Raw genomic sequence first — 20,181 nt, forward strand, 5'->3', positions numbered from 1 at the left:
CGTGGCGATAAAAATAATTAATTACGAAGAAAAATATCAGCCAGATTTTAAGAGATTAAATCTTGAGTGGCTGGATAAGTACAACCTCACAGAAAGCCATGACCTGGAAATAATGGACGATCCATCAGGAACTGTGATAGCCCGTGGTGGAATGATCTTCCTGGCGATGGATGGGTACGATGTAGTAGGTACGGCCGGTTTGTGGAAATCAAGTGATGAAGAATATGAGCTGATAAAAATGGGTGTTGATCCGCATCACCGCGGACTAGGCATCAGTAAACTGCTGCTGGAAAAATGTATCAGCGAGGCTGCAAAAGCAGGTGCAGAAAAAATCATTCTTTTCTCCAACAGCCAGTTGCAAACTGCAATCAGTTTGTACAAAAAATATGGATTTGAACATGTGCCCGTTACCGATGCTCCATTTTTAACTGCTGATATTAAAATGGAGTTATCTTTATAGTTCAATCTCAGCTATGTCCCGAACAATTATTTCTGTAAATAACCTGGTAAAGAATTATGGATCATTCCAGGCTGTAAAAGGAATTTCTTTTCATGTAAATGAAGGAGAAATCTTTGGATTGCTCGGACCTAATGGCGCCGGTAAATCAACTACACTCGAGATCATTGAAACATTACGTAGCAAAACTAGCGGCGAAGTAATTGTGGATGGTCTCAATCTTGATAAGCAACCGGGTGAAATAAAAAAAATTATCGGCGTGCAATTGCAATCAAGTGGCTATTATCCCGGGCTGAATCTTTTGCAGTTGATCGATCTGTTTAATGGCTTATATAATAAAAGTGTTGATTCAATGGAATTGCTTGAGATGGTAAACCTGAAAGACAAAGCAAAATCAAAACTCAAACAATTAAGCGGTGGACAAAAACAGCGTTTCTCAATTGCCACTACATTGATCAACGATCCCAAAATTATTTTTCTTGATGAACCTACAACCGGCCTGGATCCGCAGGCAAGACGCAGTTTATGGGAACTGGTAAAAAATATCAGGGAGAAAGGAACAACGGTGATCATTACCACGCATTATATGGACGAGGCAGAATACCTCTGTGATCGTGTTGCTATTATTGATCAGGGAAAGATCATCGCAATGGATACACCGGATAAACTGATCGATGATTTAATAAACTCTGGTTTTGACCGGCCTAAAGAAATGAAGCTGGCTAACCTGGAAGATGTATTTATTAATAAGACAGGACATTCTTTGAGAGAATGATTTGAGGATTAGCTAATGTGCGGATTAGCGAATTGGCATTACATAATTTGAAACAATTTATATGAAAACAGTTATTGAAGCTGACCCAAAGTATCCTATCGGGCAGTATGAACCGAAACCATTTTCTATCGGCCAAAAAATAGAATGGATGGCGGATATAAAATTCCTTCCGTTGCAGTTGGAAAATGCAGTGTTGAATCTGGATGAACATCAACTGCTCACTCCTTATCGGGAAGACGGGTGGACGGTGCAACAATTGGTGCATCATGTGGCCGATAGTCATATCAATGCTTATTGCCGTTTCAAACTGGGACTTACTGAAGATAACCCGACTATCAAACCTTATGATGAGAAGCGTTGGGCTGAACTAAACGATACGCATAAAACACCCATCAATATTTCTCTTACACTGCTTCATGCCCTTCACCAACGTTGGGATGAAGTGCTGAAGCAGATCAGCGATGATGAATGGAACAATCATAATGTTTATCATCCTGAAAGTAAAAGGACAATGCGGCTCTGGTTTTTATTGGGTATGTATGCATGGCATGGAAAACATCATGTGGCACATATCACTTCTCTGCGTGAAAGAATGGGCTGGAAATAATTATTAATTAAGCAGTAGTAATATGTTGTAAAAATAAAAATGCTTCCCGTTACAGGAAGCATTAAATCTTTTATCTGTTAGTTATTATCTTATGCTACAGCTTTCTTCACCAACGCTGCCGCCTCACTCAACTGAATAGCCGATTGCACTTTCAATCCGCTTTCATCAATTAGTTTTTTTGCTTCTTCAGCATTGGTGCCTTGCAAACGGACAATGATCGGAACCCTGATGTTGCCGATATTATTATATGCGTCTATTACACCCTGTGCTACACGGTCGCAACGAACGATACCGCCAAAAATGTTAATGAGAATTGCTTTTACGGCCGGGTCTTTCAAAATGATCTTGAATCCTGCTTCAACAGTTTGTGCATTGGCGGTACCACCCACATCAAGAAAGTTGGCTGGTTCACCACCGCTGAGTTTGATCATATCCATCGTGGCCATTGCGAGACCGGCTCCATTTACCATACAACCAACATTGCCATCAAGCTTTACATAGTTCAGGTTGTACTGTCCAGCTTCTACTTCAGTCGGGTCTTCTTCACTTACATCACGTAGCGATGCAACATCCGAGTGGCGCATCAGCGCATTATCATCAAGACCCATTTTACAATCAACTGCAATGATCTTATCATCGGATGCTTTGAAGAGAGGATTTATCTCAAGCATTGAACAATCCAAACCCACATACGCATTGTATAAATTCGCAACAAACTTTACGCAGTTCTTAAATGCTTCGCCACTTAGTCCGAGATTGAAAGCGATCTTCCTGGCCTGGAAGGGGAGAAGGCCACCTGAAGGATTTACCCATTCTTTAAAAATTTTATCAGGTGTATTATGTGCAACCTCTTCAATATTCATTCCGCCTTCTGTGCTATACATTATTACATTCTGTCCTTTGCTCCTGTCAAGCAGTATTGATAAATAAAATTCTTTACGTGGCGAAGGACCATCATAATACATATCCTGTGCCACCAAAACTTTACTTACCACTTTACCGGCCGGCCCTGTTTGTAAAGTGACCAGTGTGCCACCCAGGATCTTGCGGGCAAATTCAACTATATCATCAACGGATTTACCCACTTTCACTCCGTTGATACCGGTTTCTTTTATCGTTCCTTTTCCACGACCACCTGCATGTATCTGTGCTTTTACCACAGCAAAACTGCTGCCGCTTGTATGCTTGATATGACGGTAAGCTTCTTCTGCTTCATGTACGGTGCTGCAGGCAATACCTTCCTGAACGGGCACATTGTATTTTTTCAGTAATTCCTTAGCCTGGTATTCGTGGAGATTCATATCTTAAAAGTTTCCGGCGAAGATAGAGAGAAGTGAATAGCGAATGGTGAATAGCGAATAGTTTTTTTGTATTGCATTCTGGTTCCATCATTATTTGCTATTTTTCATTTATGAAATTGGTATTACTGATTCTTATCGTTTTCTTGTTTTCCTGCCAGGGTATAAAGAAAATACAGTTGCCGGAAAGGCGATCTTCACTTACAGGCACTGAATTTTATCAGCAGGCTGCCGGCATGAAATGGAAAAGCAGGGATTCATTTGTGCTTAAAGAAATACTGGCTGGCAATCTTCCTTCTTTTCTCGAAAAATTTGTTCCTGTTCATGTTTCGGTTATTGATTCGGCAACTGGTAAAAATGTTAAAGCAACCTACTATGTCGCTCCTGATTACTTATCCGTTGGTACAAATGATGATTGGGCAAGAATTAATATAACACCGATGGCAGCTCAACAGATCGCTGATAGTTTTAATTGTTTTTTACCTACAAGAAAAATGGTGGACGACATTTATAAAGCAGCTAAACTAAAACTGGAACCAGTACCGATGTATGCTTTTCGTGATAGTACGCCTACCATGTGGCATCATCATCTTATTATCGAAGGACAGCGAAAAGGACGAAAAGGATTGATTGCCGGTATACAAAAAGATGTAGTGATCAGCGGAAAGATCTCAAGAGATGGCCGACCCGATAGGGTTGCTATTTATGGCTGGCATAAACTGGATGGTAAACCGATCCAACCATTATACACGGGTCATATCAACTGGTGGGTTGATTATAGCCAAGGGATACGCTTAATATACAGGAAAATTAAAGTTGGAAATAATTGGATTGATTATACCGATCTGTTAAAAGATAAAACACTGCAGCGTTTGTTATGTGATGAAGAATTTTGTGATTTTTTCAGGTATAATTATTAACATAGCCTTCTTTTCTTTACCAGCATTTCATTTTAATACCTTATCCAGTTAAGTTACTTTTGCCAGCATTAATTATTTACCCTGTTAAATAAACTCACATACACTGCTTTCATTATCTTATTCCTGCAAACGGGTATTGCTGCGCAAAGAGGTTTTCCTACCAGCGGTGGTGGCGGTTTTAATCCCCAACGGATGGGTGGCTCAGGGTTAGGGGCCTTATCATCAATGGGTAGTGGAGGCGGACAGGATAGCCTCAAGCGTAGAAATAAGTTTGAAGATTCCGTAACTGTTTATTTCAAATATCTTGATTCCACATCTTACGGTAAACTGGATTCATCGATAAAAGATTTTCGTTTGCGTTATCCTGTTCCGGCCACTAATATTTACCTGGGTAATGTTGGCAATGCTTCACGGTCAATATTATTTTCACCCAAACTATTTGCCGGCTGGGATGCAGGCTTTCACTCATTTGATATTTACCGGTGGCAAAAAGAGACGACCCGCTTCATGCATACTACAAGGCCTTATTCTGAGATCAATTTCCTGCTGGGTTCAAGAGCTGAACAGGTAATTGAATTACTGCATACACAAAATATAAAGCCCAACTGGAATTTTTCATTTAACTACAGGCTCATTAATTCTCCTGGGTGGTTTAAAAATCAAAAAACAAACCATAATAATTACATTTTGAACTCATGGTACCAATCGCCGAATAAACGTTATAATAATTATTTCATGCTGGTATCAAACAAGCTGCAATCGGCAGAAAACGGAGGCATAAAGAGTGACCAGGATTACATGAATGATGTTGTATATAAGGACAGGTTCAATATTCCTACCAATATTGGCGGCGATCCTGAGTTTGGCCGTGATTTTTTCAGCACAAGAATTGAGACGGGTACAAAATATACAGAAACGGTTTACGTAATGCGACAACAATATGATCTAGGCAAAAAGGATTCCCTGATCTCAGACTCTACTATCTATTACTTGTATTATCCGCGGTTGCGTTTTGAACATACACTCAGTATCGAAAAAAATAAATACCTGTTCCAGGATTATGTTGGCGACTCAACTTATTACAAGGATGTTTATGATACTACTCTTCAGAACCCCATTGATACTTTTGAACTCCGGGAAAACTGGACTGTGATCAACAATGATTTCTCTTTCTACCAGTTTCCGGATATAAAAAATCAGCAGCAGTTTATCAAGCTGGGTCTTTTGGTGCAGAACATTAAAGGCAGGTTGTCAAAGTCAACTCAGAGCTATTATAACCTGATGGCGCATGGTGAATATCGCAACAAGACCCGCAACCAGAAATGGGAAATGTTTTTAGAGGGTAAACTTTATCTCAGTGGTAATAATTTCAGTGATTATGAAGCTACCGCTGCCCTTCGTCGTTTTCTAAGTCGAAAAATTGGTTACCTGCAACTGGGATTTCAGAATGTAAACCGGTCGCCTTCGTTTATCTACAATAGCCGAAGCAGTTTTTACCTGATGAAAAGTGAAAAGGCTTTTAGCAATGAAAACACAACACATCTTTTTGCTACTTTAACTCAACCGGTAAGAAAGTTGAATATGTCAGCGCATTATTATTTACTTACGAATTACAACTATATCCAGAACTATTATGAGTTATCGCAGGAATCGTCTTTGTTCAATGTGTTCCAGGTAAGTTTTGAAAAATCGTTTAAACTGGGGAAGAAATTTGCCTGGCATTCTGAAGTTTATTTTCAACAGGTAATTGGTAATGCTCACGTAAACCTACCCCTGATTTTTACAAGAAACCGGTTTGCGTATGAAGGCCCCCCTAAATTTAAAAACCTTCATATTTCTACAGGATTGGAAGTTACTTACCATACCCCTTATAAAGGAGACGGATATTCACCAGCCCTTGGCCAGTTTTATTACCAGGACAGCATTACTATAAAAAACCAGTTACCCTATATATCAGCTTATTTACACTTCCGTATCAGGCCGATGAAGTTTTTTATCCGGGCTGAAAACCTGAATACGATCCAGGAAATGGGTAATATCAATTTTACCAATAATATTATTGAAACACCGGGCTATCCAATGCCGGGATTACAGATCAGGCTGGGTGTTTATTGGAGTTTTGTTAACTGATCCTGAATTTTCCCCAGTTGGTAAAATCTCAGTTGTTTGGCCAGAAAATGATTCTATCTTTGTGGGGTCATGCTGAAAAAGCTGTTAGGAGCCATATCGACAATTATTTACTTCACTGTTGTAACAGGTGTGGTCGTGAATATTCACTACTGCATGAACCGGATCGATTCAGCACAATTATATTCTACATCATCCGATATATGTGGCAAATGCGGAATGCATACTGATGACAGCAATGGCTGTTGTCATGATGAAGTAAAAGTGGTAAAGCTGAATGATGACCACAATATCAGCCAATTCAATTTTGAATTAAGATCTCCCGAAGCAGTTCCGGTTAATTATCATAACCTGATCACTGATTTTAATATTCAGCTGGTTGAGCAAAATGATTACCAGAATCATTCACCTCCTTTATTATCGCAGCAGGATACCTACCTGCAGAATTGCGTTTTCAGAATTTGAGAATATTATAAGCCGTGCAGCAGTGCTACTATATAACTTTTGTTGCGTCGCACTCTTGTACGTTCATATCGCTATTCAGCGATGTTTTGAATAAGTCTCTGTGCTTTTAGACACAATGACTTTTTAGAATCAATTTTAAATTAATTAATCTCAAATTAGAATTATCATGAAAACGTTTAAGATATTTTCAATCGCTTTAGTATGTTCACTTATTGCATCATCTGTTTTTGCACAAAAGACAAAAACTGAAACCTTCAAGGTATCCGGGAATTGCGGCATGTGTGAAACCAATATAGAAAAAGCCGCTAAAAAAGCCGGCGCTACTTCCGCAGAATGGAATAAAGACACAAAGGTCATCACCGTTAAATACAGTTCGTCTACATCTGATCTTGCTAAAATTCAGAAAAGCATTGCTGATGCAGGTTATGATAATGTAGGTGTAAAAGCTACCAACGAATCATACGACAAATTGCATAGCTGCTGTAAATATGAAAGAGTAGCAGAGACTAGTAATGCTGCTAAAACAATGGATTGTTGTAAAGATGGCAAATGCACAATGCCTGGTCATGATGGTAAAGATTGTTGTAAAAAAGAAGGTGCTGAAAAAATGGACTGCTGCAAAGATGGTAAATGCACCAAAGAAGGCCATGATGGCAAAGACTGCTGTAAAAATGAGAAAGGCGATCATTAATCATTTAATCAGTCATTCATGAAAAAGCTATTAATTCTATTGATAGTGGTTGCATTTTCAGTTACTGTAAATGCACAGTTTACAAAAGCCACATTAAAAGCCAGTGGGCTGACATGTTCCATGTGTTCCAAGGCAGTAAAAGTAGCTTTGGAGAAAGTGGATTTTGTACAGGAGGTAAAAGTGGATATCAAATCACAGGATTATGTTTTGGTATTTAAGCAATCCGGTCATGTTGAGTTTGATGCATTGAGCAAAGCTGTGGAAGATGCCGGTTTTTCAGTGGCATCGCTAAAAGCATCCGGAAATTTTGCTGATGTAAAAGCAGCAAAGGATTCACATGCAAAGGTTGCCGGTTTGAATATTCATTTCCTGAACGGTACAGATGAAACCCTTACTGGCGAAAAAACAATAACCATTGTTGATAAGAATTTTTTATCGGCAAAGGAATTCAAGAAGTATGCTAATACAACCAAACATACCTGTGTACAGACAGGTGTATCGGGTGATTGTTGTACTAAGGAAGGAATAGCTGCTCATGAAAGAGTCTATCATGTAATTATTTAATCAGATGTCTCCCCGTTACAATCGGGGAGACATTTTTTAAATCACCAATATGAAAATCCAACGAAAAATCAACTTGCTTTTATTTGTTATCATTCTCTCTATTGCTGCAAAGGCACAGCCCGGACCGGGACAACAAGCCATGGAAATTGCTTTACCATCTTTGAATGGCGATACATTAAAACTATCCTCATTAAAAGGAAAGATTGTATTGCTTGATTTCTGGGCAAGCTGGTGTGGCCCCTGTCGTATTTCAAACAAGCATATGATGAAATTATATGCTAAGTATAAATCGCAGGGTTTTGAGATATTCGGTGTATCTGTTGATAACAGCGAGAAAGACTGGAAGAAAGCAGTGCAAAAAGATAAAATAACATGGCTGCAGGTGAATGATAGAGAAATGGGAGAAGCGAGTACAGCAATGAAATGGAATGTTAGTGCCCTTCCAACTTCGTATTTAATAAACAAAGAAGGCAAATTAGTGGGAATGGACCTGGAAGGGAAAGACCTTGAGGCAGCAGTTAAGGATTTGCTTTCAAAATAATGATCATGCGTTTTTGCTTTTTTATTTTTATTTCTTTTATAGTTACAACCGCAGCAGCACAGGAGTTATATCCTTATGCAGAGCCTGCATCGAATATGCCATCAAAATCTATTTCTGCAAAGCTGGGAACAATGTTTGGTAATAGTGTTCATAATGATGGATTAGGACAGCGCTACGTTCCGGAAGTCATGTTAGGGCTAAATAAAAAATGGATGGTACATGGCAGCCTCGGTTTTGGTAATATGCATGAGAATTATTTTTATTATGAGTTTGCAAAAGTTTATGCAAAGTACCGGTTCCTTTCAATTGATGAAATACATAAACATTTTCGGATGGCTGCATTTACTTCAGCTACCTATAGCCGCAACAAACTTCATCATAATGAGATCAATTTGACAAATGGAGATCAAAGCGGGATACAGGCGGGAATTATTGCAACGCAGCTATGGCATAAGTTCGCCATTTCAGGTACAGCAAGTATAAGCGAAGTGCTGGATGAAGTAAGATCATCAAAACAAGATCCGCAGCCCTACGCTTTTGAGTCGTTTAATTATACACTTTCTGCAGGCTATCTTGTATTTCCGCGGAGCTATATCGATTATGATCAGATCAATCTGAATATTTATGCAGAATTGATTGGCGGAAGGAATCTTAACTGGCCTTCTGAAAAATACTATGTAGACCTGGCACCAGCTATACAACTGATCTTTAATAGCACCAGCAAGCTCAACCTGGGCTACCGCTTTCAGTTGAGTAGCGATATTTCCCGTATGATGAAAAAAAGTATTATGATCAGCTATGAGCGGATATTTTTGAATGCCTTGCGGAAGAAGAAATAATCAAATAATTGATCTTGAAAGTAATGGCTTCTATAAAGAAAATTATTGCGAAAGTATTCAGAATGATTTTTATCAGGAAAAAGGACTGCTGCAAATGATGCAGATCATCTCTTCATGGAACTCTTTAAATGTAGTTTTGAGTTAATATCTGATGATGGGTAAATTGGTTACAACCATATTAGCTTTTTTCTATCTCTTTTCAGCGACTGGGATAAATGTTCATATGCATTATTGTATGGACAAATTGACCGGTTGGGGAGTGGCAAATAATGATTCCACTGTTTGTGCGTTTTGCGGAATGGATAAAACAGAGAAAGACGGTGGTTGTTGTAAAGATGAATCAAGACTTATAAAGAGCACTGGTGATCAGCAGATCGCTGAAGCATCCATTCAATTGATGCAAACAGCATCAGACGCACTGCCTGCTTCTATTATTGAAAATCCTGGCATCAATATTACGTCCACCAGCCGGGAAAATTATTATGTACATACTCCTCCCCGAAGTGCTGGTGTTGCAGTTTATATCCGCAACTGCGTTTTCCGTATTTAATAATTACTGGTCTATCCTGTCCGGGTAATAAACTATTACCGGGTTCATTGTATTACATTTTTTATACTTCAAAATTATTTATATGAAAAAGTTCATGATGCTGTTGATAGCAGCTTTAACTATCAGTTCCGTTTCTGTATTCGCACAGGAGAAAGCAGGGAAAAAAGACACAACTCAGCATACTTTTTTGTACACATGCTCTATGCACCCGGATGTAAAGATGGATAAAGCGGGTAAATGCCCTAAATGCGGTATGGAATTATCATTGAGCAAAAAAGAAGACATGAAGGCTGCTGTAACAAAGAACTATGCGTGTCCTGTTCATGCTGATGTCGTAAGTGATAAATCTGGCAAATGCCCTCAGTGTGGAAAAAAATTATCGCTTTCAAAAAAAGAGCAAATGAAAACTGAAGTCATGAAAGCATATTGCTGTAGTATGCATCCCGATGTAGCCAGCGATAAACCAGGTAAATGTTCCATATGCGGAATGGATTTAAAACCGGTAAAGGATAAAAAGGAAAATCATCGTTAATAAGTCAACGGGCGGGGGTAAATCAACTGCCCCCGCTATTCTTTTTTCAAAAAACTTAACGGGATGAAACCAAATAAATATTTTTTTACAGTTGCGTTATTGGTTTTTACATTTTTTGTGAGTGCACAACCTGCTAAAGATTCTACGATCATTTTCAAAGTAAGCGGCGCCTGCGAAATGTGTAAACAACGGATTGAGCAAACACTTAAACTGAAAGGAATCAGTTCAGCTGTCTGGGATGTAGATACAAAAAATCTTGCATTGAGTTATAATCCTAAAAAGATCAGCTTATCGAAAGTACATAAATTAATAGCCGGGACCGGACACGACACGGAACTTGAAAAAGCAACTACTGCAACGTATAATGAACTGCCGGATTGCTGTCATTACCGGGAAATCGAAAAACGAAATGCGGACATGAAAAGACAGGTTGAAAAATCAATTGCAGGTGATCTTGCAGTATTAGAAAATGGAACAGTCCAATTACCTGCCGATGCTCATATTGTAAAAGGAGTAGTGCTTGAAGAAAATAAAAAAGGAATGTTTTCACCGCTAGCCGGTGCTTCTGTTATATGGCTGGGTACAAATAAAGGAACGGTTACGGATACATCAGGTGTTTTCAGTATTCCTCATCACCCAGGTGCAGAAAGATTAATTGTCAGCTATGCAGGTTATAAACCCGATACAATGACAGTTGCCGATATGAAGGAACTGAAAATTATTCTTGCAACAGATAAGAAGTTGGGAGAGGTTACAATCATAGCAAGGCAACGTTCAACCTTTGTCTCTGCATTAAGCCCCCTACGTAAACAGGTAATGTCAGAAAAAGAATTATTTAAAGCGGCTTGCTGTAACCTGAGTGAAAGTTTTGAAACCAACCCTTCAGTTGATGTTTCATATAACGATGCTGTAACAGGTAGTAAACAAATTCAGTTGTTGGGTTTGAGTGGTAATTACACACAACTAACCGTTGAGAATCTTCCCGGCCCAAGAGGAATTGCTACACCATTGGGTTTAAATTCCATTGCTGGTCCATGGGTTGAATCGATACAACTGAATAAAGGAGTAGGCTCGGTGGCAAATGGTTTTGAAAGTATTGCCGGGCAGATCAATATTGAATTAAAGAAACCAGAGAAAGCGGAACGGCTTTATGCAAATGCGTATATAAATGATATGGGTAAAACAGATTTGAATCTTGTCCTTACACAGAAGCTTGGCAAAAAATGGAGTACGGCATTATTACTGCATGATGATTACTTAAATAACAAATCGATCGACTTTAACAATGATGGATTTCGTGATCTTCCAATGGGTAATCAGTTTAGTGCGATTAATCGATGGAAGTATGAAGATGGGAAAGGTTTTTTAACACAGTTTGGTTTCAAGATATTGAATGATAACAGAACAGGAGGTGAGACAAAGTTTGATGCGGCTAACGATAAGTTTACTACCAATTATTACGGGCTTGGTATCAACACTAAACGATATGAAGGTTTTGCCAAGATCGGTTATGTATTCCCTGCCAAAAAATATAAAAGTATCGGCCTGCAATTATCAACCTTCAATCATCAGCAGGATTCTTATTTCGGGCTTACTGAATATAATGCAGAACAGCGTAATTTTTATGCTAACCTGATTTATCAATCTATCATTGGCAACACCAATCATAAATTCAGAACTGGTTTAAGTTTCGTTTCAGATAAATATGATGAAGATTTTAAATCCATCAATTTTAAAAGAACCGAAACAGTTCCCGGTGCATTTTTCGAATATACGTTTACACCGGTTGATAAGTTCAATATTGTTGCCGGTCTTCGTGCCGACAATAATAGTTTATTTGACTGGTTTATTACTCCCCGGGTACATGTACGCTATGAACCCCTAAAAGGAACTACGATTCGCCTAAGTGCAGGACGTGGACAACGTACTGCAAATATTTTTGCGGAGAATATGAGTGTGTTTGTGAGCTCAAGACAAGTAAATATTTTATCATCTTCAGCAGGTAAAGCCTATGGACTCGATCCTGAAGTTGCGTGGAATAAAGGGATCAGTGTTGATCAGAAGTTTAAACTCTTCAAACGTGATGGATCATTCAGTGTTGATTATTTCAGAAATGATTTTGATGAACAAGTAGTGGTGGACCTTGAAGATGTAAGACAAGTTAAATTTTATAATCTGGCGGGAAAATCTTTTTCAAATAGTTTCCAGGCAGAAATGAACTTTGAACCTGTTCGTAAATTGGAGGTAAGGGTAGCTTACCGCTTTTTTGATGTAAAAACAACTTATAGTAATGAGCTTTTACAAAAACCATTTACTGCAAAAAACAGGGCATTTGCAAATCTTGCCTACGAAGTAAGCGGCTGGAAGCTTGATTATACGTTTAATTATAATGGTACTAAGAGGATACCAAATACATCGGCTAACCCAGCTCAATATCAACTCAACACAAGTTCACCATCTTATGTCCTGATGAATGCGCAGGTTAGCAAGACGCTTGGTAAAAAACATCCGTTTGAGCTATATTTTGGCGGAGAGAATTTGTCTAATTATTTTCAAAAGGATCCAATCATTGCAGCTGATCAACCTTTTAGCCAATACTTTGATGCGTCATTGGTTTGGGGGCCTGTAAGTGGTAGATTATTTTATACTGGGATCAGGTATAAATTGAAGTAATGATCGTGCAGTAATTATTTCTTCTTTTTTGTATTGAATCGAAAAGAGTATCCTATTGAACCATACCAATCAGTCACATTATCAGTGAGTCCAATGCCGGATGAAAAATCAAGCTTTTTGTTATCAGAAAAATAATAAGCAAGGCCGCCGTCCAGGTTGTGACGAGGCAGTTCATTGTTTTTCACCGCCCCAAACAATTCAATATAGCCATACCAGCTTTTACCGATATTAAAACCCGGAGCTATTGTATAGACCCAAAATGGACTGCCGCTTTCGCCATCCAGTTCAAATCCCAGGTTATAACCTAACCCGATATTTTCTGATAAAGTGTGCTGCATGGTTAAAATAAAATTGGGAGCCCATTTGCTTGTGTAAAATTTTTTGCTGCCGATATTTGAAGGTGCTATATGAAAGATCACTGATGTCTTAGGTACTAAACCTTTTTCCTCCCAAAGTGCTATTTTACCACCGATCTTAATAGGAAGAATTCCTGTTTTTATTTCATTTCCATTGGGGATGATCAGGGGAGTCTCCACAGAAACAAACTCTGTTATTAACCTAAATTCAAACCGACTGCAAGCTCCATATTTCCACAGAATAGTAGGATGTACAAATGCGTGAAGATCTCCATCTTTTTCATAGTTGAATCCAATTTCTGTCTGTATATATTTCTTTTTTGTAATAATCGGGGATTCGGTTTGATCAGGACGATCAGTTTCCATGCGGCCTTCTTCCTGCGATAGAGCATAAAGGTTTATACTTATCAATGTAAGAATGAGCAGTGGTTTTCTCATTACACAAATATAAGAAGCAACAATTATTGTTTATAATCTTCTCTTACCGGGCTGAACACATCAATCACTTTGCAATCCACCGGTGTAGTAGCGGAGTGGGGAACATTGGAAGCAATAACATGATACATACCGGCTTTTAAAGGACAGGGTACACCACCTATTATCATATCCAGTTGCCCTTCCAGTACAAAAGTGATTTGTTCATGCACATGATGATGCTCGGGTAAAATGCTTCCTTTCTTTACTTCAACATATCCGAGGGTTAAAGCATCGCCATGTACATAGTGGCCCGTGATACCGGGGACAACTTCTTTAGGTTTGATATTTTTGATCTGTTCCATATATGACGTTCTGGATTGAGTGTAATACCAGTATTATTTTAATGGCCTGAAATCCTGGTTGACAACAGGTGTGGATGATGGAATAGTAACAATATTAAATTTATGTTTTGTTTCTAAATGGCAATTGTTACATGCCTGGGTTAAAAGGGCATATCTGCTGCTGAATAGTCTTAGATCTTTTTGTTGAATAGCTCCGGTCAAACTATCGACAGGGCCATTGATCATTCCAATTGATCTAGTTTCTTCTCTGTCGCTGCAAAATTTCTGTACATCATCAAGAGCTTCTTGTATTTCGTGTATCTCAAAATTTGCTAAAGGCCAGTTCTGATTTTGTCCGGCAAACCAAAGCTTGGCATGATGTATCTGTATGCCCGACATAAACTCACCCAGACCCGGTTTATAAGTTTCGGCCAGTCGTTTTTCAAGACTGTCAATTTTTGATTGCAGTTTCTGTACATCACCAGAATGTTGATTGCAGGCTATAAAAAACAGAAGTAATAATATGATCGCAAAAAATCTCATTTTTCAAAATAACAAAAACTTCCGCCAACCCATTCCTTGTCCTTGTTATAACGAACACCGATCATTTTTCCTTTGCTCAATCTTGCAAGATTGTTGGCAGCAACAGGTCTTGCAGCACCATCTTTCCAGAAATAAAATAATCGGATCTCCGCTTTGGCCGGGATATCTGGTGTTTCAATTATATCAGCATACTTTACTTTTCGTTGCAGTATCCAATTCTCCGGGTCTTTTACATTATCAATATCGGTTTGTGTTACATCTATTACCACACCTTGGCCTGCAAACGAGAACAACGGTTTTAAAACATAATTTTCGAGATCAGTAGGTATTTGTTTTATTTCATCCAGGAAAAATGTTTTTGGCACATAAGGATGATGTATAAAAGGTATTGTGTATTTGCTGATCTTATAAAACCAGTTGGGGTGCGGTATCCATTGCACATCCAATTCTTCAAATAAAATTTTTCCTTTCTCCTGCACTTCAGGTGTTTGTTGTTGCAGGTCATCAAATATTACACGATTATAAATTCGCCTGACCTGGGTTTTCTTCCCCTCATTCATGTAGAACAATTTCTTCCCCTCTTTAATTAACTCTGTGAGGCAAACAGGTTTTATACCGAGATAATCCTGCGTACAATAAAAATCAATTCTTGTTTTTTGCTGGTGTGGAAAAATTTCAAGCAATATCACATTTTCAGGCTTCTCATCAGCTACGATAATATCTTTTAATAATTGCAGGTAACTTTCTTTTTCATGATCCCCGAGATAGCAACTAAAATTATCCGGCACCGGAAAATGTTTTCTGAAAACTTCATCCAGCAATACTTCGTATGCAAACAGGGTAGGGAAGCCCTGCATTTCGATCAGTTGCGGTTCATATTCACCGGCCTCATTTATACAAATGCCAAAATCGAAAGCAATAAAATGCGAATGCCTGCTTTCGCCGGGCACATGAATATTTTTGGGGACCGCATTTTTAACCATTTCATTAAAACCAGGATCGGTGATAACGTCTACAATACTTTCACAGGCATCAAGCATTTTGGTGGTAAAATCTTTGGAAACAAAAACCGGCGTTTCAGCTACACGGAATTCAATAGCACCCGGATGTACACTGTTCAGGTCACGGAGGAATGCCTCATACTTTTCTTTGTTGAAACTGCCATTGAAGCTGCCCCGTATTTCGGATACCATGTATGTATTTTTATTAAATCGAAAGTTAGGAAATGAAATATTGGTAACCAAAATGAAGAGATTTCTGCTCAATTATCCTTTTTTTCAGGCATCAAAATAAACACCTGGTATTTGGCAGAAAGAACAGGCAAAACGGGAATTTATTCCGATATTGCGCCGCTTTACTGGGTAATTCTTTTTTATTTCCCCATTACAGAATTTATAAATACTTAAATAACCAAAAATGAAAATGAACAAGTGGGTGCTGATGTTAGTGGCAATAGCCTTTACAGTTACATCCTGCACGAACGCAGACAACAAAAATTTTTCAGTTACCAAAACCGGCCTGGGATATAAGATCTTTGCCAACGGTGGTAAAGACAGCTTGAAATCCGGAACATTTGTACGTTTCCGCCTTGTACAGAAGATCGAGGATTCATTGCTTAATGTTCCTGATGAAACACCTGATCAGTTTGCAAAGATCGATTCAATAGCAAGAGATTTTGATATCTGGGAAATTGCAAACAAATTAGTTGTTGGTGATAGTGTTGTTTATCGTTTTCCGGTTGATACTATTCTCAGTAAAAGCCCCAATGCACCTCCGGGTTCAATTCCAGCTTACCTGAAAAAAGGATCAAATTATTACCTGTATGTAAAAATATTAAAACGTTATGACTCTGTTCAAGTGGTGCAGGAGGAATACAGAACAGAAATGATGCGTATGCAGCAGTTAGTAACTGATAAGCGTAAAGCAGAGGTGGAGAAAATAGCAAAAGAAAAATTTGCAGGTGCTATAAAAACAGCAGGTGGCACTTATGTAAAAATTACAAAAGATGGTGATGGCCCTACCTGTGATAGCGGAAAAGTTGTGTCTATGAAATATGAAGGCCGTTATCCCGATGGCAGAGTATTTGACGGGAACATGAATAATAAAGATACTACACGTAACAGGCCACTGGATTTTAACCTGGCGCCGATGGGATTGATCCGTGGATGGTTTGAAGGATTGCAATTATTAAAGAAAGGTTCCAAAGCAAATTTCCTTGTGCCCTTTGACCAGGCTTATGGTACTTCAGGTTACCAGGACATTCCGCCTTTCACCAATCTATTATTTGAGGTGGAAGTGATAGATATAAAAAATGCACCGCCTGCGTCTGCATTCCCTCCTCCTCCTGTACAACAGAGATAAACCTTGCACTTATAACATGAGAGGCTCCGCAATTTGCGGGGCCTTTTTATTTTCAATTAGTGTTGCGGATCTTACGGTAGTTATATGTTGCTTGCTGTCCTATTCAAAAAAAAAGCGGATGAACACTCATCCGCTTTCAAAAGTTATAAAAAATATTTTACAAGCTTAGCGTATTCAAAACACTATTCATATTTCTTACTGCTTCTGCGCTTTTATTAAATGCGGCCTGTTCTTCTTCATTCAGTTTATAGTCAACAATTTTTTCCCAGCCATTTCTACCAATTACAACAGGTACGCCAAGACAAATATCTTTTTGTCCGTATTCTCCATCCAACGCTACACAGCAGGGAACAATTCTTTTTTCGTCACGTAAAATACTTTCTACTAAAAAACCGCCAGTTGCACCCGGTGCATACCAGGCTGATGTGCCCAATAATCCTGTCAGCGTAGCACCACCCACCATTGTATCAGCAGCTACTTTTTTCAAAGCATCTGCATCAAGGAAATTACTCACCGGTATTCCCATATAAGTAGCCAACCTTGTTAAAGGGATCATTGTAGTGTCGCCATGACCGCCAATTACATTTGCATTCAGATCGTTTGGTGAACATTTCATGGCGGTGCTTAAGAAATAACGGAATCTTGCACTGTCCAATGCGCCACCCATTCCAATAATACGGTTTTTAGGAAGTCCTGTAGCTTTTAATGCGAGATAGGTCATCGTATCCATCGGGTTGCTGATGACGATGATGATTGCATTCGGTGAATTCTTCAGAATATTTTCTGCAACCGTTTTTACAATACCTGCATTAATGCCGATCAATTCTTCTCGTGTCATACCCGGTTTACGTGGAATACCGGAAGTAATAACGGCCACATCGCTGCCGGCAGTTTTTGCATAATCATTAGTACTGCCAATGATCTTTGTATCGAAACCTTCGATCTGTGCTGTTTGCATCAGGTCCATGGCCTTACCTTCAGCCACACCTTCTTTAATATCTACCAGCACCAGCTCACTGCATAATTGTTTACGGGCAATATTATCGGCAGTTGTTGCGCCTACTGCGCCTGCACCTACTACGGTTACTTTCATCAGAGAATTTTTATTATTGAGTAAATTATTTGAGGGGGCAAAGATAATGGTTGGGCAGCTTTTCGTAGGGTGAGATTTTTGGGTATTCAACCTGCTGAAGTGCTGCTATTAGACTTCTGTTGCGACGCTCCGTTCAGGGTTCTGTAATTCTATTTGGCATTCTTCACACATCACTATCGTATTCGTCTGATAGGATAGCAGAAAAACCTTTGTTGACTACAGTAGTTTATTTGCAGTTTTTTTCAAACTGTTCAATTGCTAGCGCATAACCGGAAATTTGGGAAGTCTTGAATGACTCGCAGGCCTTTTGATTATCGCCAGCGGAAAGCCAGCATAACCCAATCATATAGTGACTTTCAGGCACGTTGAATCCTTTGGAAATACAGTCCATGAAATATCTATACGCCTTTTTTATCTTTCCTGTTTTATAATACACTAATCCTGCCATATAAAAGATTTCTGAAAATGAGATATCAAATTTACCATCCATACCAAGTAACTCCTTTCCTCCCTGAGTATATTCCATGATTAATTGTGATTTCGATGTATCGTTGGGGTTATAGCCTTTTGTTTTCATTGCGTCGTTAAAATAATCAATTGCTTCATCAAACTTTTCTTGTCGGTATTTGCACAAACCGAGATTATAAAAAGCCAATGTATTATTTGGATCAAAGACAAGAAGTTGTTCGTAGACTATTATAGCAGAGTCGTCTTTATTGAGTTTTGTGTAACAGTGAGCCTTTTCCGAGTAAGCTTCTGCGAGATATTTCTTTTTAGAAAGAGCTTTATTTAAGAAATTTATAGCTTCTCTATAATCTTCTTTTTCAATCGCGGTGTCCGCTTTTTGTAAATAGTCACCGAAGGAGGTACAAGAGTATAGGAATATAGTAAAAAGTATATTAGAAATATTATGTCTCATAACTATTGAAGCCAACATTTGCCTTATTCTCTGGTAAAGATTTCTTCTGATAATCAATTAAATTTTATACCAGATTATTTTCTAAATTTAAAAAACATTTTTAATGTTTACCGAAGTATTTATCTTAAAACCTGGCAAGGCATATTAATGAATCGGGAAAATATAAAATACGATCCTGCAGATTTTGAACCTATTAAAAGGATCGCTTTATTATTTCCGGGAGCAGAGGAAAGTGTATCTCATGAAAATACTCCATCAATAAAAGTAAGAGGTAAACTCATGTGCAGGTTACATGACAACGGCGAATTCATTCCTATTCATCTTGATTTTGAAAAAAGAGATGAATACTTAATACGCTATCCTGAAATTTTTCTTTTGCCGGATCACTTTAAAGCATATCCCTATATCTGCATGTGGATCCACCAATACAATATGAAATTGTTGAAAGAGATACTTGAATTAAGCTGGAGAGGGCTGGCATCTAAAAAGCAGATCAAAGAATGGGAAGCTATGAATCTTCCTTGAAAAATTGAACTTCACAGTGATTCAATTTTATTTATCAATCCCAAACTTCTCCGCCACTTTATCCATCGGCAATCCGCCTTCAAATACAGAGATCAGTTGTCCTTTCTTATCATAAAAAGCCAGGAATGGAAGATTGCGAATATTATAAAAAGGAGGGAGGATAAAGTTGATGTCTTTGCCGACTACAATATTCTCAAAGCGATTTAGCTGAAAATCAGCATAAAATTTTTTCATCTCATCAAACGGTTGAAAAGTTGCCATTACGATCTGAACTTTTTTAAACTTATCAATATTCTTTATCAACTCCTCAGTTTCATGTTTGCAATGGTCACAGTCCGGACTGAACAACATTATCAATAAAGGTTTTTTCTTTTCGAGATCTGCTTTTGTAAAATAAGTGGCACTGTCAGTAAGTAATAATTTAAAAGGAGGTGGGGTCGGAAATCTTTTATAAGGCGGCTGTATGGAATCTGTTTGACCATTTACATTAAATGTTATCAGAAGGGCAACAGCAATGGTAAGGAATTTCATTATCGGGTATTTGAACTGCAAAAATAACTGATTGATTTTTCTGCTGTTCATAATTT

The 20,181-nt window shown here is 38.4% G+C and carries 22 protein-coding genes and 1 pseudogene; 15 read left to right on the plus strand and 8 right to left on the minus strand.

Annotated elements, in window-relative coordinates:
* Position 1: 1 nt before the first annotated feature.
* The 3 genes from E6H07_17150 to E6H07_17160 all read left to right on the plus strand — a co-directional run bounded on the left by E6H07_17150 (position 2) and on the right by E6H07_17160 (position 1,839).
* The gene (locus E6H07_17150) at positions 2-460 is read left to right on the plus strand and encodes a GNAT family N-acetyltransferase (protein TMI61993.1); all 459 of its coding nucleotides are present in this window, start codon (positions 2-4) and stop codon (positions 458-460) included.
* Positions 461-473: 13 nt separating this feature from the next.
* Positions 474-1,232, plus strand: a complete 759-nt coding sequence (locus E6H07_17155) for an ABC transporter ATP-binding protein (GenBank protein ID TMI61994.1) — start codon at positions 474-476, stop codon at positions 1,230-1,232.
* A 73-nt stretch (positions 1,233-1,305) separates the two neighbouring features.
* Complete coding sequence (locus E6H07_17160) at positions 1,306-1,839, plus strand: putative metal-dependent hydrolase (protein TMI62091.1); 534 nt, start codon at positions 1,306-1,308, stop codon at positions 1,837-1,839.
* Between the two features lie 89 nt (positions 1,840-1,928).
* Here the strand turns inward: E6H07_17160 and sucC are convergent, their stop codons facing one another.
* A complete protein-coding gene (gene sucC, locus E6H07_17165; protein TMI61995.1) occupies positions 1,929-3,140 on the minus strand; it encodes an ADP-forming succinate--CoA ligase subunit beta in 1,212 nt (403 codons plus the stop codon).
* A gap of 110 nt (positions 3,141-3,250) precedes the next feature.
* Between sucC and E6H07_17170 the strand changes: the two genes are divergently transcribed.
* From E6H07_17170 to E6H07_17215, 10 genes and pseudogenes are all read left to right on the plus strand, one after another.
* Entirely contained in the window at positions 3,251-4,057 is an 807-nt protein-coding gene (locus tag E6H07_17170) for a hypothetical protein (protein TMI61996.1), read from the plus strand.
* Between the two features lie 192 nt (positions 4,058-4,249).
* Positions 4,250-6,187: a hypothetical protein gene (locus E6H07_17175; GenBank protein ID TMI61997.1), complete on the plus strand. Its 1,938-nt coding sequence runs from the start codon at positions 4,250-4,252 to the stop codon at positions 6,185-6,187.
* A 69-nt stretch (positions 6,188-6,256) separates the two neighbouring features.
* Complete coding sequence (locus E6H07_17180; GenBank protein TMI61998.1) at positions 6,257-6,649, plus strand: hypothetical protein; 393 nt, start codon at positions 6,257-6,259, stop codon at positions 6,647-6,649.
* Positions 6,650-6,815: 166 nt separating this feature from the next.
* The gene (locus tag E6H07_17185; GenBank protein ID TMI61999.1) at positions 6,816-7,340 is read left to right on the plus strand and encodes a heavy-metal-associated domain-containing protein; all 525 of its coding nucleotides are present in this window, start codon (positions 6,816-6,818) and stop codon (positions 7,338-7,340) included.
* An 18-nt stretch (positions 7,341-7,358) separates the two neighbouring features.
* Positions 7,359-7,904 (plus strand): hypothetical protein, encoded by a 546-nt coding sequence (locus E6H07_17190; GenBank protein ID TMI62000.1) that lies wholly within the window; start codon positions 7,359-7,361, stop codon positions 7,902-7,904.
* Between the two features lie 49 nt (positions 7,905-7,953).
* Positions 7,954-8,445 (plus strand): TlpA family protein disulfide reductase, encoded by a 492-nt coding sequence (locus E6H07_17195; protein ID TMI62001.1) that lies wholly within the window; start codon positions 7,954-7,956, stop codon positions 8,443-8,445.
* 5 nt (positions 8,446-8,450) lie between these two features.
* Positions 8,451-9,284 (plus strand): hypothetical protein, encoded by an 834-nt coding sequence (locus E6H07_17200; protein TMI62002.1) that lies wholly within the window; start codon positions 8,451-8,453, stop codon positions 9,282-9,284.
* A gap of 235 nt (positions 9,285-9,519) precedes the next feature.
* On the plus strand, positions 9,520-9,834 hold the full coding sequence (locus tag E6H07_17205) for a hypothetical protein (protein TMI62003.1): 315 nt from the start codon (positions 9,520-9,522) through the stop codon (positions 9,832-9,834).
* Between the two features lie 82 nt (positions 9,835-9,916).
* Positions 9,917-10,204 (plus strand): annotated as a pseudogene (locus E6H07_17210) (hypothetical protein).
* Between the two features lie 225 nt (positions 10,205-10,429).
* Positions 10,430-13,039: a TonB-dependent receptor gene (locus E6H07_17215; protein ID TMI62004.1), complete on the plus strand. Its 2,610-nt coding sequence runs from the start codon at positions 10,430-10,432 to the stop codon at positions 13,037-13,039.
* Between the two features lie 14 nt (positions 13,040-13,053).
* On the opposite strand, the gene E6H07_17220 is transcribed toward E6H07_17215, so the two are convergent.
* The 4 genes from E6H07_17220 to E6H07_17235 are packed head-to-tail and all read right to left on the minus strand — an operon-like array spanning position 13,054 to position 15,889.
* A complete protein-coding gene (locus tag E6H07_17220; protein TMI62005.1) occupies positions 13,054-13,833 on the minus strand; it encodes a transporter in 780 nt (259 codons plus the stop codon).
* Positions 13,834-13,856: 23 nt separating this feature from the next.
* Positions 13,857-14,174, minus strand: a complete 318-nt coding sequence (locus E6H07_17225; GenBank protein TMI62006.1) for a cupin domain-containing protein — start codon at positions 14,172-14,174, stop codon at positions 13,857-13,859.
* Between the two features lie 33 nt (positions 14,175-14,207).
* Entirely contained in the window at positions 14,208-14,696 is a 489-nt protein-coding gene (locus E6H07_17230) for a hypothetical protein (GenBank protein ID TMI62007.1), read from the minus strand.
* On the minus strand, positions 14,693-15,889 hold the full coding sequence (locus E6H07_17235) for a circularly permuted type 2 ATP-grasp protein (protein ID TMI62008.1): 1,197 nt from the start codon (positions 15,887-15,889) through the stop codon (positions 14,693-14,695). Before E6H07_17235 ends, E6H07_17230 begins: the two co-directional genes overlap by 4 nt.
* A gap of 223 nt (positions 15,890-16,112) precedes the next feature.
* On the opposite strand from E6H07_17235, the gene E6H07_17240 reads away from it, so the two are divergent.
* Positions 16,113-17,057: a hypothetical protein gene (locus tag E6H07_17240; protein ID TMI62009.1), complete on the plus strand. Its 945-nt coding sequence runs from the start codon at positions 16,113-16,115 to the stop codon at positions 17,055-17,057.
* Between the two features lie 157 nt (positions 17,058-17,214).
* Here E6H07_17240 and mdh read toward each other — a convergent pair whose 3' ends face one another.
* Both mdh and E6H07_17250 read right to left on the minus strand, forming a co-directional pair.
* A complete protein-coding gene (gene mdh / locus E6H07_17245) occupies positions 17,215-18,150 on the minus strand; it encodes a malate dehydrogenase (protein TMI62010.1) in 936 nt (311 codons plus the stop codon).
* Between the two features lie 226 nt (positions 18,151-18,376).
* Entirely contained in the window at positions 18,377-19,087 is a 711-nt protein-coding gene (locus E6H07_17250) for a tetratricopeptide repeat protein (GenBank protein ID TMI62011.1), read from the minus strand.
* A 129-nt stretch (positions 19,088-19,216) separates the two neighbouring features.
* Between E6H07_17250 and E6H07_17255 the strand changes: the two genes are divergently transcribed.
* Complete coding sequence (locus E6H07_17255) at positions 19,217-19,594, plus strand: hypothetical protein (GenBank protein ID TMI62012.1); 378 nt, start codon at positions 19,217-19,219, stop codon at positions 19,592-19,594.
* Positions 19,595-19,621: 27 nt separating this feature from the next.
* Here the strand turns inward: E6H07_17255 and E6H07_17260 are convergent, their stop codons facing one another.
* Positions 19,622-20,125, minus strand: a complete 504-nt coding sequence (locus E6H07_17260) for a redoxin domain-containing protein (protein ID TMI62092.1) — start codon at positions 20,123-20,125, stop codon at positions 19,622-19,624.
* Positions 20,126-20,181: the final 56 nt, after the last annotated feature.

It is taken from the genome of Bacteroidota bacterium (assembly GCA_005882315.1).
GTDB lineage: Bacteria > Bacteroidota > Bacteroidia > Chitinophagales > Chitinophagaceae > VBAR01.